The sequence below is a fragment of the Enterococcus sp. CR-Ec1 genome (assembly GCF_002850555.1).
Taxonomy (GTDB): Bacteria; Bacillota; Bacilli; order Lactobacillales; family Enterococcaceae; genus Enterococcus_D; species Enterococcus_D entomosocium.
Genome location: NZ_CP025223.1, coordinates 404,212 through 420,727, shown reverse-complemented (window position 1 = coordinate 420,727; position 16,516 = coordinate 404,212). Strand labels below are relative to the sequence as shown.

Below are 16,516 nucleotides of genomic sequence, written 5' to 3'. Positions count from 1 at the left end.
CTCGCTCCTTTTTGTCTAGTACCTGATTTGTTTCAGGTATGATATAGTGCGTTGATTTTCACATAGTCATACGTCAGATCACAGCCCCAAGCGGTGCCAACACCTGCCCCTTCTTTCAGCTCAACAGCGACTTTGACTTCATTTTCCGCCAACTGTTCTTGCATGATGGTTTCGTCAAAAGCTACCGGCGTCCCTTGGACAAAGACGGGAATGTCGGCTAATGCGATCGATACCGTTGCTGGATCGATGGGTTGCCCACTATAACCCACTGCACATAAGATACGCCCCCAGTTTGGGTCTTTGCCAAAGAGGGCTGTTTTGACCAGCGGCGAACCGACGATGGTTTTGCTGATCATGCGGGCTGCTTCATCGGTCACAGCTCCACTCGTGTGAGCTTCGATCAATTTGCTGGCGCCTTCTCCGTCCTTCGCAATTGCTTTGGCTAAGGCGGTCAGAACTGCTTTAAGCATCCCTTTAAACTCATGATAAGCTGGCGTATCGGCTTCGATCGTTGGATTTTTGGCTAACCCGTTGGCTAAAACTAACACCATATCATTGGTAGATGTATCGCCATCGACCGTGATTTGATTGAAAGTAACGTCGGTTAATTCTTTCAGCAGTGCTTGCAAGAGTGCTGGAGCGATCCCCGCATCTGTCGTAACAAAGGCCAGCATCGTGGCCATATTGGGATGGATCATACCAGACCCTTTGGCACAGCCCGCAACAGTCACCGTTTTGTCAGCGATTGTTGATTGGATGACACTGCTTTTTTCAGTCAGATCCGTCGTCAAAATCGCTCTTTGGAATTGGTGGGCATCCCCTTGCCTGTTTAGTTGCTGAATCCCTGCAGTGATTTTTTCCATCGGTAAGCTCTTGCCAATGATTCCGGTGGAGGCTACCGCAAAGGCTTCGGGACTCGTATGCAGCTGGTCTGCTGCCAATTCTGCCATCTCTTGTGCATCTTTTAAACCTTGCTCCCCGGTACAAGCATTGGCATTGCCCGCATTGACGATCACGCCTTGCAAGGTGCCTGCTTGCATTTTTTCCTTTGTAACGAGAATGGGTGCCGCTTGTACTTGATTGGTGGTAAAGACTGCCGCAGCACTGGCTGGCACTTCAGAGACGATCCAACCAAGATCGACTTTCTCTTTCTTCAGACCGCAATGCAGACCGTCGGCAAAAAAACCTTTTGGGGTTGCGATCGTTCCTTCGATTTCTTTCATTTTCTTTCCTCCTACTGCCACCTTTTTGCGGATTGTCCACTGGCTGACACGAGTATTCTCACGTGTCTGTTGGCTATTTTATGGGTATAACGGAGCTTGCATAAGACCGGTCGTTTCTGGTATCCCTGCCCATCGATTGAAGTTTTGGATTGCTTGGCCAGCAGCCCCTTTGCCTAAATTATCGATCACTGCGACAACGGTCAACACTTGGGTCAGCGGATTGAAACATAGGCCAATGTCACAAAAATTCGTTCCCGTCACTTGCCGTAGCTCGGGCAGCTTTCCTAACGGTTGGACTCGGACAAACGGATGGTCTTGATATGTTTTTACGTACTGCTCATAGATGTCCTCTTGCGAAATCGTGTCTTTGAGAGGCGCATAAAGCGTCATAAAGATCCCTCTTTTGACAGGCAGTAAGCTGGTAGAAAATTGGATCGGCGGCATTGCCTGATCCCATTGTTGAAACTGTTGCATGATCTCGGGAATATGCTGATGCTGATTTGGCTTATACATCGTCATGTTATCCGCAGCGGTTGCAAAGTGACTGCTGTCGGTCAATTTCTTACCAGCACCCGATAAGCCCGACTTGCCATCAAAAATCAACGTGCCGCTGAATAGTTTTTGCTGAACCAACGGCGCAGCCACTAAAATGGCAGCAGTCGCATAACAGCCTGGATTGGCGATCAAATTGCCAGGAGTCGTTGCAAACTCAGGCAGCGAATAGGTCGCGTGTGCCAACAACTCGGCAGGGGCAGCTTCTTGGTGATACCATTTTTGATAGCTATCCCGATCCTTCAATCGCAGATCACCAGAAAGGTCAATCACTGGAAAGTCATTTGCGACAAAAGTCGCTGCGAGTTCTTTGCTGATTCCAGCAGGAGTCGCAAAAAACACGAGTTGATTTTCCTTTTGGATTTTTTCTGCATCAAAAGGTTCGATCAGCTTCTCTGTCAGCCCAACTAGATGAGGATACAAAACTGATGAATTTTCATGCATAGAATGACTATGCAAGGTGCCCACCTCCAATTGGGGATGTTGCTGGATCAAACGAATCAATTCAATTCCGGTATACCCTGTTACACCAACGATTGCTGCCTTCAAACACGTCACTCCTCAAAAGAATTTACTTAAGATTATAAGAAACTCCCATTGCTCTGTCAATGATTATTTATAAAACTATTCAAAATAAATTCACTGTTACTCGGTTTTTATAAGAAAAAATGCCCGAAAAATCTATTTTTATACAATTATGCTAAGATCGCTTGTAAAATCGCCAAGGCTGCTTTCGTTTCCTCTTGCGAGATCGTTAAGGGTGGCAGCAAGCGCAAAACCTTGGTTCCCGCCTTTAATGCGAGGAGGCCTTGGTTCCGCAGTTGGGTCAACACGGATTGCAAGCTTTCCGAATCTGCTAATTCGATACCGATCATCAATCCTTTCCCACGAATCGCCTGCACTTTAGATAATCCTTGCAATCCGTCGAAAAACTGCTGCTGGCGCAATTGAACATTGACTTGAATGTCCTCTTCTTGCAACACACTGCATACGGCACTAGCAGCGGCCATCGCTAATTTATTGCCACCAAAGGTCGAACCGTGACTACCGGGTCCAAAAGCCGTTTGCAAATGACTTTTGCCTAGCATTGCACCGACAGGGATCCCGTTACCAAGCCCTTTTGCTACGGTAAAAAGATCAGGTTCAATGCCATATCCTTCAAAAGCAAACAGTGTTCCTGTCCGTCCCATCCCGGTTTGGATCTCATCCACCACCAGCAGTGCTCCCTGCTCCTGACAAAGGGCTGCCACCCCTTGGACCCACGCCACCTCGGCAGGGATCACGCCGCCTTCGCCTTGGATCAATTCTAAAAACACGGCTGCCGTCTGCTCATCTAAAACGGCTTGCAATGCCTCAAGGTCATTAAACGGTACATAAACCATCTCTGGTACCAGCGGACCAAACCCATCGTGAATACTGCTTTGCCCAGTCAAAGACATCGCGCCAAAGGTCCGACCGTGGAAAGATTGTTCAAAACTGATGACTTTGCTACGGCCAGTCGCTTTGCGAGCCAGCTTTAAAGCTGCTTCGTTCGCCTCAGCGCCGCTATTACAAAAATAGGCCAGATACGGCTCGTCTGATACGTTCTTTTGGTTTTGGGTCAGCTTTTGGGCAACTTCTTCTTGTAGTTGGCTGTCATATAAATTCGGCACATGCCAAATCTGCTCTGCTTGGGTCATCAAAGCGGCTTGCACTTTGGGATGTCCATAACCGAGATTGACAACCCCGATACCGCTCGTTAAATCTAAATATTGGTTCCCTTGCGAATCTACGACATAGCTCCCGCTGCCTTGCTGGATATCGATGGGCAAACGGCTGTAATTAGGAAAAAGATGACTCATTGGTTTCACTCCTTGTCTTGGATCATTCGAAATTATGTATTAATATACATTTTCATCTAGATAATTGCAATAAATATTTAAATTAAAGCGATAAAAATTCATAAAAAAAGAAAGCAGTGACAATCACTGCTTTCTTTCAGTCAACCTTTGGCGGTCTGTTTATCATCATTTGGGGAAGAATTTCTTTCATTACAAACAGTGGATCACGCCACTTCTTCTGAAAATTGACTGTTATAAAGGTCTGCATAGAAACCGTTTTGCGCCATCAATTCCTCATGGTTTCCAGTTTCAACAATAGATCCGTGATTCATCACGATGATATTGTCAGCATCACGAATCGTAGAGAGACGGTGAGCAACCACAAAGCTGGTCCGATTTTCTAACAAACGTCCCATTGCTTTCTGGATCAAGATCTCAGTCCGCGTATCGACACTAGAAGTTGCTTCATCCAAAATCAAGACGTCTGGATCCGCTAAGAAGGCGCGGGCGATCGTGATCAGCTGACGTTGACCTTGGGAGATGTTGCTGGCTTCTTCATTCAAGACCGTATCATAGCCTTCTGGCAATTTGCGAACAAAATCATCCACATGGGCAGCCTTCGCCGCAGCAATCACTTGTTCTTTGGTCGCTTTTTCATTTCCATAATGAATGTTGTCATAGATGGAGCCGGTAAACAACCACGTATCTTGCAGCACCATCGAGATATTACTACGCAATTCATCACGAGTCAAGTCTCGGGTATCTCTGCCATCATAACGAATGCTACCGCCAGAAACATCATAAAAACGTTCCAAGAGATTGATCAGCGTGGTTTTCCCAGCGCCGGTTGGTCCTACGATAGCCACCATCTCACCAGCTTTGACATCCAGATTAAAATCGGTCATCAATAATTTGTCTGGGGCATAACCAAATTGAACATGATCGAAACGAACTTTGTATTCACTGTCTTCCACTGGTAAACCAGAAGGCTCATCATTCATTTCTTCTTCATCCAAGACTTCAAAGACCCGTTCGGCAGATGCAACGGTTGATTGGATGGTGTTTAGTAAGCTAGCGATTTGAGTGATTGGTTGAGAGAATTGATTGGTGTATTGCAAGAATGCTTGCACATCCCCTAACGTCATGTTCCCATTCGCCACTTTGATCCCACCAAGGACAGCCACGAAGACATAGCCTAAGTTTTTAATGAAGTTCATCAAGGGCATAATGATCGCTGAAATAAATTGGGCTTTCCAACCAGCGGAATACAGACGGTCATTTTCTTCTTCAAAAACGACTTGATCGGCAGCTTCATGGTTGAAGGTTTTGACTACTGTATGACCGCCGTAAGTTTCTTCGACTTGGTCATTGAGCAATCCTAAACTTTTTTGTTGGGCCGCAAAGAATTTTTGCGATTTTGGTGCGACGATCATCACGACGATCAAGCTTAAAGGAACCGTTGCTAAAGCAATCAAAGTCAGTTGCCAACTGATCGTCAGCATCATCCACAAAACCCCGATAAAGGTCACGACACTCGTAATAAATTGGGTCAAATTTTGTTGCAGGGTACTTGCGATATTATCCATATCATTGATTGCCCGTGACATGATATCCCCATTTGAGTGAGTATCATAGTAAGAGATCGGCAAGCGGTTCATTTTTTCATCTAAGTCTCGACGCAGCTCATAAACCGTTCGTTGAGAGACACGGGTCATAATAAACTGTTGTAGAAAGTTGAAGACGGCTGAAATCACATACATGCCGATCGCGATCAAAATGATTTGACCAACTTTCTCAAAATCGATAGGAAATTCTGTCACCTGTTGGCCGGCTTGCATCTGCTGTGTACCGATCATGACCCCTTTAAAAATTTCAGTGGTCGCTTCCCCTAAAATTTTCGGTGTTTGGATTTGGAAGATCACGGCTGCGATCGCTAAAACGAAGACGGCAATGATAGCGATGGAGCGTTTCGACATGTACCCGAAAAGCCGTTTGACCGTCCCCCAAAAGTTTTTTGGTTTTGGTCCTTTGGCACCGATGTTACGGCCCGGGCCGCCACCCATTGGTCCGCCACGGTGTTGTGTTGTTGTTTTCTTTTCACTCATGCAAGATCCTCCTCTCTCAATTGTGAAGAAACGATTTCTTGATAGGTTTCATTGTCTGCCATTAATGATTCATGGGTCCCTTTCCCTACGAGTTGTCCTTCATCTAATACTAAGATCGTATCGGCATCCATGACGGTGCTGACCCGTTGGGCAACCACGACCATGATGCTGTCTTGCATGTCGCGTTTCAGCGCTGCTCGTAAGTTTGCATCGGTTTTGAAGTCCAATGCGGAGAAGGAATCATCAAAGACATAGACATCTGCTTGTTTCACTAACGCACGAGCAATCGCTAAACGTTGACGTTGTCCACCAGAGAAGTTGCCGCCGCCTTGTTCTACACGGCTATCTAAGCCATCTGCCAGTTCGGAGACAAAATCTTTGGCTTGGGCGATCTCTAATGCTTGCCAGATTTCTTCGTCTGTCGCATCAGGTTTTCCATATTTCATATTTTCACGAATGGTACCGGAAAACAGTACCGCTTTTTGCGGAACAAAGCCCACGACTTCTCGTAGATTATGCTGGGTGATTTCTGCAATATTGACCCCATTGATTTTGATTGCACCAGACTCCACATCGTACAAACGAGGCAAGAGATTGACTAGTGTCGTTTTCCCTGAGCCCGTCCCACCGATGATGGCAACAAAATCACCAGATTTTGCTTGGAAGTCGATATCTTCCAACGCCAATTTCTCAGCGCCTTGGTAGCGATACGCCACATGGTCAAAAGTCAAGGTTGCTTGATCCCCTTGTAAGCTCAATGTCGCTGGTGTTTTTGGATCGAGAATTTCATCTTCTTCATTTAAGACTTCGTTGATCCGGTCAGCTGATGCTTGGGCTCTTGGCACCATCACGAAGATCATGGACAGCATCATAAAGCTGATCAAAATTTGCATCGCATAAGTCATAAACGCAATCAGGTTCCCGACTTCTAAGGTCATTTCGGCAATATAATGACCACCAAACCATGTGATGGCAATGTTCGTTCCACTCATGATCAACGTCATCAAAGGCATCATCAAGGCCACGATGGTATTTACTTTGATCGCGGTGTGGGTGTAATCTTTGTTGGCTTGATCAAAGCGATTCGCTTCATAATCCGTCTTGTCAAATGCCCGAATAACGCGGACCCCCGTCAAGCCTTCACGAAAGACTAAGTTCAAACGGTCAGTTTTCTTTTGCATACTTTTGAATAACGGAACGGCAAAATACATAATACCGCCAACTAATACTAGCATGATAGGAATAACGACTAAAAAGATTCGTGTTAATTGGGCATCTTTTTGATAGGCCAAGAAGCTCGCCCCAATCAGTGTGATCGGTGCATTGATCATCATACGTAAAAACATTTGCGTCACCATTTGAATTTGGTTGACGTCGTTAGTGGTTCGTGTGATCAATGATGCGGTCCCAAATTTATCGAAAGAACGAGAAGAAAAATTCTCAACTTTTTGGTAAATGTCCGAACGTAGTTTTTGTCCTAATTTTTGTGATTCTCTTGTTGCAAAATACGTATTTCCTAAAGCGGCGATGATACTGATCAATGAAAAGCCGATCATGTAAAAGCCGGTTTTCCAAATGTAATCAATGTCCCCTGTCGCCACCCCATTGTTGATAATATTGGAAGTCAATGTCGGTAGATACAAATCAGAAACGACTTGGATCACCATAAACACCACTGCCATGATTATGGAAATGACGGATACGCGTTTTATCAGCTTAATCATAGGTTTCCCCTCTTTCTTTTTTTGCGCCCTCTCTTAACCAGCGGACTTTACTGTTGAAATCAGCGATCGCTTCGGCAGGATCATAGTCTGGATCAAATGCTGATTGGCGATAGGCTTCGGCAATCGTCGAAAAGACGGTATGCATCAGCAGCTGGATCAGCATTTTCAACTCATGGTCGTCTTTGACTTTCAATAAATCTTTGTCGACCTCTGACAAAAAGATGGCTTGTTGCTTCTGCCGATCGGCTTTGTGTTCTTGATGCATCTTGTGCTGCATCTCTGGAACGACTTTATGGAAGGAACGATAATCCATACTCATAAATAAATTGCGGTAAAAGTTTGCGTTTTTGCCTTTGAAAACCTCGGCGATCATCCGTGAAAAGTACCATTCGAACCCCGCAAACAGATCCCCGTTTTCATGTTGGATCGATTTCAGCAGATCTCGCTGACTATTTTTTTTCAACGTATGGAAATAATAGTAATAAAGATCTTCTTTGTTTTCGAAGTATTGATAAAAACTCCCACGAGGAATCTCGGCATCTTTGATGATATTGGCGATCGAGGCGTCTTTCAACGGCAGCCTTGAGAATTCTTTTTTCGCCGCATTTAAGATGCGCTTTTGTTTTTCCGGCGGCAAGTGAAAAAATGTATCGGTCGGCATCACAAGCAACTCCTTTCTAATTTAAAATAAATCACAGCTCTCGATATGACACGTTGTCATATGACACTGTGTCATTATACACCCCTCACCAGAGAATGCAAGAATTTAAATTTGACTTTTTTATGAAGGAATCGATTCTGGTCTTTTTATAAAGGGTGTTATTTGAAAAGAAATAACCAATGAAATTTCTGAAAACAAAAAACCTTCGTTTCCCTGATGGAAAACGAAGGTTGCTATTTTTTCATTCTGCCGATTATAAATAACGATCATTTTTTCTTTCGGCGCCATAAAATCAAGAAAACGATCAGCAGCAGGATAACACCGGCGATCAGTAAGGTATAGCTTGGCGCTTCATTGGTTTTAGGTAATGTTTTTTCACCATCGGCAGTAGCGTTGGCCTCTTTCGAAGAAGTCGTTGTCGCTGTTTCTTGAGCAGTCGTCGATGTTGCCGTCGCTTCTTCAGTCGTACTCGTTTGCGTGCCTGTAGGCAGATACATGGAATCATTTGCCGCTTGAATGATATAAGAGATCCTTCCTGGGACAAAGGCACCTGGATCGACTTGCATCTCTTGTTCCATCTGATTCAAATTGGTCAAAATTGAAATCATCCATTCTTTGGAAACGGCTTGATTCAAATGTAAAAAGACTCCGTCTGCTGGATAGACGACCCGTAAATATTCCTGCAACTGATCCACGACAGGAATCAAGTCAGCAAAACTGGCGTAGCTATTCGCATCAAAAGCCAGTTGCGGCTCAATGGCTTCCCAGGATAACGTCTGATCGACAAACAAGGCGCCGATGATTTTTGCCAAGTAAGCAATATCAAAGCCCATCGCATCACTAGAATAACGTATCGCTAGGCGATTGCCATTGGTCAATTCTTCATCTGTCAACTGGTCCAACTGTTCTTGGGTAAATGCGGTCACACTGCCTTCAGTGATCCCTTGGGTTAAGGCGCTACGCAGCGAACTAGGTTCATCGGCTAACGTGTTGATCTCATTGACGTTTTGCGTCCCTGTCTCTGCTTGGATCGAGGCAATAACGGCTTCGGAATCGACTGGCTCTTGATTCTCGTCAGCTGTAGTTTCTGAAGTAGCGGATTGATCCGTTTCTTGGTTTTCATCTGTACTTTCTTGGGCAGAATTTTGAATCTGCTCACTGTCTGTTTGCCCTTCTGATGAAAGCGTCTCGCTAACGGCAACCGGATTGTCACTTCCACTCGTAGCCGTTTCATCTGCATGAACCATCATTGGTGAAAATGCCAGCGTCATTAGTCCGAACCAAATTATTTTTTTCATCGTCATTGCCTCCTCGTATGGGATTTCTCCCTTTGTAACGAAACTGTAACATAAAGGCCTCGTTTCCGCAATCAATTTAGTAACTTCTTAAAAAAAACCTCCATCTTTATCAGATAGAGGTTTTATCATTATTTTATCGTTGCCACGTGCATCACTGCTTGACCTGCGTTTGTTTCCGCGATCGGTAACAGTTCAACGTTGGCTGCTTGGTCCATATTGGTGATAATAACGAGCATCTCAGAGGCTTTGCCTTTGGCTGTCAGCTGCGCCAAATCGACTTGGGCAACTTGGGTGGCTGGTGTCACCGCTTGGCCTTCCTCCACCAGGATCTCAAAAGGTGCTCCTTGCAATTCGACGGTGTCGACACCCATGTGCAGCAGAATCTCTAGCCCGCTAGCAGTCTTGATCCCCAATGCATGTTTCGTTGGGAAAATCGTCGTGACGGTTCCTGCTGCTGGTGCAAAGATCGCCCCATTGTCTGGCAAGACGAAATACCCGTCGCCCATCATTTTTTGCGAAAATACCGGATCACTTGACGCGCTGATCGATTTTGTCGTACCTGTTGCTACTGCGTATAAGGGTGTATCGATCGTTGTTGCTGATGAATTTGCTGCCGTTTCCTTTGCAGCCGTTTCACTCGTTTCTTTTGGTTGCGGTTGCACAGTGACGGTTGCAGCTGGTTTTGCCTCCTCTGCCTCAATCCCTTTGACTGCTTCTAAGCGATCTTTAGGAATCCCAAAGAAGTAGGTGACAACGAAGCCGCCAGCATAGCCTGCTAACAAGCCGAAAATATAGCCCATCCAACGGCCGTTGGCAATCAATGGAATCAAAGCTAGCCCTGATGGTCCAATCGCCGTTGCGCCGATATTTGTCAAAGCGCCAATGACCGCACCACCGATCCCACCACCAATACAAGCAGTGATAAATGGTCGACCTAATGGCAATGTCACTCCGTAGATCAATGGTTCGCCGATACCTAAGATCCCAACTGGCAATGCACCTTTGATCATTTCAGAAAGCTCTTTGTCTTTACGTAGTCGTACCCATAAGGCGAAAGCTGCTCCGACTTGACCGGCACCAGCCATGGCTAAAATCGGTAATAATTGCGTGCTGCCTGTTGCTTCGATCATTTGGATGTGGATCGGGGTCAAAATTTGATGCAAACCAAACATGACCATTGGTAGGAAGGCCGCCCCTAAGACAAACCCAGAAAACGCACCGCCCACATTCAAGACCCAAGTGATTGAACCGACTAAGCTGTCAGAGATCAGACCTGCCAATGGCATGATCAAGAAAATCTCCGTCAAACCGATGATCAACAAACACAACGTCGGGGTCACGATAATATCGATCGCTTCAGGAATCACTCGATGCAGCACTGCCTCTAATTTCGCCAAAAGCCATACAGCGAAGATCACACCGATGATCCCTCCTTGGTTGGCAGCTAAAGCTTCGCCGGTGAACAAGTTTTGGATCGGGGCTTCTGGGTTCATACCGGTCAGCAAGATGATCGAACCGATCACTCCACCAAGGGTTGGATTGGCTTTAAAGACCTGCGCAGCATTGACCCCAGTAAAGATTGCTAAATAGGTGAACATCCCATTTCTTAGGACGTTTAAAATCATGACATAATAATTCCAAGTGTCTCCATCTAAATTTCCAGCAGTGATCATGTTGGTCAGAACGGAGGCGATCCCTGCAACGAGTCCTGCACCAACGAAGGCTGGAATCATTGGAACAAAGATATTTGAAATGTCTTTCAGCAGCGACTTCAATGGTGATGATTTTTGTTTGGCTTTTTGGGCTGCTTTCATCTCTGCCGTTTTTTCTGATAACGCCTCTTTGCCTGATTTTTGCTGCGGGATCTCTTGCCCTAAATCAACACCGGCTTTTGCCACCATTGCGTTAGCTACTTTGTTGACTTTCCCTGGTCCGATAATGACTTGCAGCTGCTCGTCATTGACGACACCCATCACGCCGGGAATCTCTTTTAACCCTTGTTGATCGACCTTGTCGTGGTCGCGGACGGTCATTCGTACGCGAGTCATACAGTGATTGACTGTTTCTACGTTGTCCATTCCGCCGGCTTCTTGAAAAATCTTCTCCGCTAACTCTTCTACCGTCAGTGTTTCTTTTGCCATTACTTTTCTCCTCCTAACGCCGTTTTGACAAACCCTTGTGCCGTGGCAAGTTTTGCTTGTGCTTCGTCTTTCGTGCTATCCGTCAACAGCATCACGATCGCCAATTTGACATTCTGATCTGCTTCTTCAAATGCTGCAGCGGCTGTTTCATAATCAGCTTCAGTTGCCTGCATGATGATCCGTTTTGAGCGTTCCACCAATTTTTCGTTGGTCGCTTTCACGTCGACCATCAAATTATTGTAGACTTTACCGATCCCTACCATCGATAACGTCGAGATCATATTCAAAATCAATTTTTGGGCAGTTCCTGATTTCAAACGAGTCGAACCCGTCAGAAACTCTGGGCCACAATCGACTTCAATTGGAAAGCTGGCATGTTGAGAGATCTCCGCATCTTTGTTACAAGCGATCGTAGCCGTTGTGGCACCAAGCTCATTGGCGTAATCAAGAGCCCCAATCACGTAAGGCGTTCTACCACTGGCAGCGATCCCGATCACCATGTCATTTGGGTTCAACTTCAGATCGACAAGGTCTTGTTTCCCTAGCGTTAAGGAGTCTTCTGCTCCTTCGACAGCGACCGTCATCGCTTCTTCACCACCGGCGATCAGACCGACCACCATCTCAGGTGATACCCCAAAGGTTGGGACACATTCGGCCGCATCCAAGACGCCTAATCGACCACTTGTCCCAGCGCCAAGATAAATCAAGCGTCCGCCTTTTTTAAAAGCAGCGATAGTTTGTTCAATCACTTTTTCAATACTAGGAATTTCATTTTCCACCGCATAGGCAACTTTTTGATCTTCTTGGTTCATTTTTTGACACGCTTCTAAAATTGTCATTTCATCTAAATTACTCGTTTCGCTATTGCGTCGTTCAGTCGTTAATTTGTCTAAATTGATTTTATTCATTGGAATCATCTCTTTCTAATTTAAATCGCATCCCTGCTTTGATTTGTTGGATCAAAGGCAGATCAGCTGGTATCACCTGAGCGGCGAGGTTGACTTTTGGGTCTGCTGGCAAAGGACGTTTGCACACTTGAATCTCTCCCATATAGCGCAAATACTCTTGGTTATCGATCGTCACAGCACCAATTGTCCGCTCTTGACTAAGTTCAGGTTTGACTTCTGGAATAGCATTGAAACGGGCATCAGCACTGCGCAAGACATCCCGAGCTTCATCGTAACGATTCTGGTGATCCCCTAGTACGTGTTCAAAGTAAGTAGAACCAAGATCTTTGACCCGCAAAACGATCCGCGCTTCTTGCAGATACGTCGCAAACTGCTGCGCACTTTTTGCAGAAACCATCCCATCACCAATGTAAACAGCATCAACTGAGCCAGTAGCCAACAAGTCGATCGCTGCGGCAAAAGGCGACCAGTTGCGGTGTCTTTCCAGTGTGGGTAATCCTTGAAATAACGGTCCGCGTTTCTTGGCATCTCCTGGAACAAAGGCTTGGACGAAAAAGCCTTGTGCTTTCAACCAGCGGTTCTTCTCCTGAAACCAGTCAGCATCCAGTCCTGTTTCTGGTCGGGGGTAATAATTGTGCCAAGCTTCCAAACGAGTAAAATCGGCTCCATACGCCTGCAGCTCTCGAATGTCTTTTTCCGTTAATGTACTGGCATTCAAACTGATGGTCATTTCCTTTGAAAAAGCTGCGATTTGTTGATTGTCGATGGCATAGTCCATTCGTAAACCAGTGACACCGATTCCCCTTAGTTCCGCCAGATTGTCGATGGAAAAGCCCGCTTCTGCTAAGGCGTTTCCAGAAATATCTACCATTAAAGACAGCTGATGGTCTTGTGCGAAACCTCCCAAGTCCGTCAGACGCTGCCGATAGGTACTGCGATCGTCTTCTGGTATGTGCATGGAGGTGAAAATCCCTTTAAAGCCTGATGCCATCGCAGTCATCTGCTCAAGTTCTGCTGCCGTCAAGTCTTCGTTCATAAATACAGAAAAGCCGAACATCTCTTTGCCTCCTTGGTGAGTCACTTTCGTGATACCGTTTTCTATAAAAGTATTATAACTGATTCTCTTTCTGTCCGCAACTATATTTCATAATTAAATCACCAATACAGAAATATCGTTTCATTTAATAAGAAAGCTTTACCGTTTAAACTTTCTTATGCCCTTCTTTCTGCACTTGTGGTACACTTTATTAGGAACGAAACTTGCTTTCGTCATTTTTACATAGTAGGAGGAATCACATCATCAATGATTACAATGGATGATATTATTCGCGAAGGCAATCCAACCTTGCGTGAAGTAGCAAAAGAAGTACCTTTTCCTTTGAGCGAAGAAGATATCGCACTAGGAAAAGAAATGATGACCTTTTTAGAAAACAGCCAAGACCCAGTCAAGGCAGAAGAACTCGAATTAAGAGGTGGTGTTGGTCTAGCAGCTCCTCAATTAGATATTTCAAAACGAATCACAGCGGTCCTCGTCCCTAGCAGCGACCCAGAAAAAACTGAACCTGATTTTAAAGATGTTCTTTACAATCCCAAAATTTTAAGTCATTCCGTGCAAGAAGCTTGTTTGGGTGAAGGCGAGGGCTGCCTGTCCGTGGACCGTGAAGTCCCTGGCTACGTGGTACGCCATGCCCGGATCACGATCAGCTATTACGACATCAACGGCAAAAAGAAAAAAGTTCGTTTGAAGAACTATCCTGCAATCGTCGTTCAGCATGAGATCGATCATTTGAACGGGGTCATGTTCTACGATCATATCAATCAACAAAATCCTTTTTCATTGAAAGAAGGCATTTTAGTCATCGACTAACTAAAAAGTCTCTACCGACATTTTGCGGCAGAGACTTTTTTTTCTTCTATATTATTGAGTATCCTCTGGATATCTTCTTTCAAGGTTTTGGCGTTAATTGCCTTTTGCTAGGCTTTCTTGATGATCGGCTTTGATTTTTTCTAATAACGCCGGTTGTTCAAAAAGATCTAACGCGGTCAGCGCTAAAAGTTCAGCCGCGATAGCGATCGACTGCAAGCCTTTTTCACTCTTGGCAGCGGCTTTGAATTCTTCCGAATGACCCGCAATGTAGTCATCTGAAATCGAAACGGTGGGTTGGATCGTCGGGATCACTTGACTGACATTGCCGACATCAGAAGAACCAAGACTTGTTTTGGCTTCCGTATCGATCTCATCGGCAGGTACGCCCGCTTCTTGGGCATGGGCAAAGAAGATCTCATCAAAACTTGGTGTCACGATCACATCGTCGACGGAGTTTTGGAACAAGCCGAATTCATAGGTCGCTCCCGTGGCTAAAGCGGCTCCTTTGACGATGTTTTCGACTTTCTCGTAGACATCGTTCAAGGTCGCTCGATTGGCTGCTCGTAAATAAAAACGACCGGCTGCATATTCTGGCACGACATTGGCTGCCACGCCACCATCGGTGATCACACCATGAATATTGACGTCTTTTGGTAAGTGCAGACGCAATCCATTGATCCCGTTAAAGACTTGCAGCAATGCTTCTAACGCGTTGATGCCTTTTTCTGGTGCAGCTGCCGCATGGGAAGCTCGACCATAGAACTTGATATCCACTGGATCATTGGCTAATGACGCTGTCGTTTTGCCATAGCGATGGGCTGGATGGACACAAAGAGCGGCATCGACATCATTGAAGAACCCTTCACGGACAAAACTGCCTTTAGCGGAACCATTTTCCCCACCTTCTTCTCCTGGCGTCCCATAGACTCGAATCTCCCCGCCTAGCTCATCGATGAAAGGTTGCAGGGCACTGGCTGCTAAGACGGAATAAGTCCCGAAGAGATTGTGCCCACAAGCATGACCGATCCCTGGTAACGCATCGTACTCAGCTAAAAAGGCAATCGTTGGGCCCGGTTTTCCACTGACATAGCGGGCATCAAAGCCGGTACGATGTCCTGCGACATCCTTTTTAACAGCAAAGCCTTCTTTTTCTAATTGGGCGATCAGGGCATCGGCTGAGTAAAACTCATAGTTGCTGACTTCTGGGTGATTATGGATATCTAATGCCAAGGCTTGATAAGCGGCTAAACGCTCTTGGATAAATGGTTTAATCGTTGCTTTTGTAATAGTTGCTGTTGTCATAATCAAATCTCTCCTTTTTTATACATGTTTTTTCAATTTTATATCAAATTACGTGGTACTTATTTTGCCCCAAAGGTTTCCCAAGCAGGAACACTTGATCCTTTTGACGTTTCCTCGATGACTTTTTTCGTATCCTCTGTTTGGTAAGCAGCAACCACTTTTTGGTAAACTTCATTGTCTTCATCTTCTTTACGGGCGGCAATGATGTTGACGTAAGGACGGGCCGTTTCATCAACAGGCTCTAAAAAGATTGCATCTTCGGTAGGCACAAATCCTGCATCTACCGCCATGCCGCTATTGATAACAGAAACATCGACATCGGAAAGTGCCCGGGCTGTTTGCGCTGCATCAAGTTCCGAAATTTCTAAATTCAAACGGTTTTCAGTAATATCCGCGACCGTTGGTGTTTGTCCGGCTGCTTCATCCACTTTGATCAATCCAGCTGATTGTAACAAGAGTAATGCCCGACCACCATTGGTCACATCATTCGGGATCGCAACTTTAGCTCCTTCAGCCAAGTCGTTGACATCCGTCACTTTGTCGGAATAAATGCCTAATGGCGCGTTGACTGTATTGCCGATCGATACGAGATCGGTACCAAATTCTTTATTATAATTGTCCAAGAAAAATTGGTGTTGGAATGAATTGAGGTCAATGGAACCATCCGCTAATGCTGCGTTGGGTTGATTGTAATCAGAGAATTGGACATATTCTAAATTGATGCCTTCGTCTTTCAAACGATCTTTGACATCATCCCAGACATCGGTGTCCGCGCCAATCACTCCTAATTTCACAGTGACTTCTTCTTGATCAGTGGCTGCGGCACTGCCATTGTTTCCGCATCCGGTAATAAATAATAATGCTGCCCCTAAGACGATTGATTGTACGATTTTTTTCATTTTTTCTTCCTCCATA

13 protein-coding genes are annotated in these 16,516 nt (G+C 45.4%); 1 reads left to right on the top strand and 12 read right to left on the bottom strand.

What is annotated here, in order from left to right:
• Positions 1-32: 32 nt before the first annotated feature.
• From argJ to CXM95_RS02005, 10 genes are all read right to left on the bottom strand, one after another.
• Positions 33-1,223 carry a bifunctional glutamate N-acetyltransferase/amino-acid acetyltransferase ArgJ gene (gene argJ / locus CXM95_RS02050; protein WP_101698789.1) on the bottom strand — a complete coding sequence of 397 codons (1,191 nt, stop codon included), beginning with the start codon at positions 1,221-1,223 and terminating at the stop codon, positions 33-35.
• Positions 1,224-1,301: 78 nt separating this feature from the next.
• Positions 1,302-2,324 carry an N-acetyl-gamma-glutamyl-phosphate reductase gene (gene argC, locus CXM95_RS02045; protein ID WP_101698788.1) on the bottom strand — a complete coding sequence of 341 codons (1,023 nt, stop codon included), beginning with the start codon at positions 2,322-2,324 and terminating at the stop codon, positions 1,302-1,304.
• Between the two features lie 146 nt (positions 2,325-2,470).
• Complete coding sequence (locus tag CXM95_RS02040) at positions 2,471-3,616, bottom strand: acetylornithine transaminase (protein WP_016611436.1); 1,146 nt, start codon at positions 3,614-3,616, stop codon at positions 2,471-2,473.
• 203 nt (positions 3,617-3,819) lie between these two features.
• Positions 3,820-5,700, bottom strand: coding sequence for an ABC transporter ATP-binding protein (locus CXM95_RS02035; RefSeq protein ID WP_061053672.1), 1,881 nt, complete (start codon positions 5,698-5,700; stop codon positions 3,820-3,822).
• Positions 5,697-7,424, bottom strand: coding sequence for an ABC transporter ATP-binding protein (locus CXM95_RS02030; RefSeq protein ID WP_008376197.1), 1,728 nt, complete (start codon positions 7,422-7,424; stop codon positions 5,697-5,699). The genes CXM95_RS02035 and CXM95_RS02030 overlap by 4 nt, the downstream gene beginning before the upstream one ends.
• Entirely contained in the window at positions 7,417-8,085 is a 669-nt protein-coding gene (locus tag CXM95_RS02025; RefSeq protein WP_005232294.1) for a TetR/AcrR family transcriptional regulator, read from the bottom strand. The genes CXM95_RS02030 and CXM95_RS02025 overlap by 8 nt, the downstream gene beginning before the upstream one ends.
• Before the next feature lie 266 nt (positions 8,086-8,351).
• Positions 8,352-9,383: an LPXTG cell wall anchor domain-containing protein gene (locus CXM95_RS02020; RefSeq protein ID WP_101698787.1), complete on the bottom strand. Its 1,032-nt coding sequence runs from the start codon at positions 9,381-9,383 to the stop codon at positions 8,352-8,354.
• 128 nt (positions 9,384-9,511) lie between these two features.
• Complete coding sequence (locus tag CXM95_RS02015) at positions 9,512-11,524, bottom strand: glucose PTS transporter subunit IIA (RefSeq protein WP_101698786.1); 2,013 nt, start codon at positions 11,522-11,524, stop codon at positions 9,512-9,514.
• Positions 11,524-12,432 (bottom strand): N-acetylmuramic acid 6-phosphate etherase, encoded by a 909-nt coding sequence (gene murQ / locus CXM95_RS02010; RefSeq protein ID WP_042890168.1) that lies wholly within the window; start codon positions 12,430-12,432, stop codon positions 11,524-11,526. Before murQ ends, CXM95_RS02015 begins: the two co-directional genes overlap by 1 nt.
• The gene (locus CXM95_RS02005) at positions 12,425-13,489 is read right to left on the bottom strand and encodes a DUF871 domain-containing protein (RefSeq protein ID WP_199559933.1); all 1,065 of its coding nucleotides are present in this window, start codon (positions 13,487-13,489) and stop codon (positions 12,425-12,427) included. The genes murQ and CXM95_RS02005 overlap by 8 nt, the downstream gene beginning before the upstream one ends.
• Before the next feature lie 246 nt (positions 13,490-13,735).
• On the opposite strand from CXM95_RS02005, the gene def reads away from it, so the two are divergent.
• Positions 13,736-14,299, top strand: coding sequence for a peptide deformylase (gene def, locus CXM95_RS02000; protein WP_005227211.1), 564 nt, complete (start codon positions 13,736-13,738; stop codon positions 14,297-14,299).
• A 93-nt stretch (positions 14,300-14,392) separates the two neighbouring features.
• Here the strand turns inward: def and CXM95_RS01995 are convergent, their stop codons facing one another.
• Positions 14,393-15,601: a M20 family metallopeptidase gene (locus tag CXM95_RS01995; RefSeq protein WP_005232314.1), complete on the bottom strand. Its 1,209-nt coding sequence runs from the start codon at positions 15,599-15,601 to the stop codon at positions 14,393-14,395.
• Positions 15,602-15,660: 59 nt separating this feature from the next.
• Positions 15,661-16,500, bottom strand: a complete 840-nt coding sequence (locus CXM95_RS01990) for a MetQ/NlpA family ABC transporter substrate-binding protein (protein WP_008376213.1) — start codon at positions 16,498-16,500, stop codon at positions 15,661-15,663.
• Positions 16,501-16,516 lie beyond the last annotated feature (16 nt).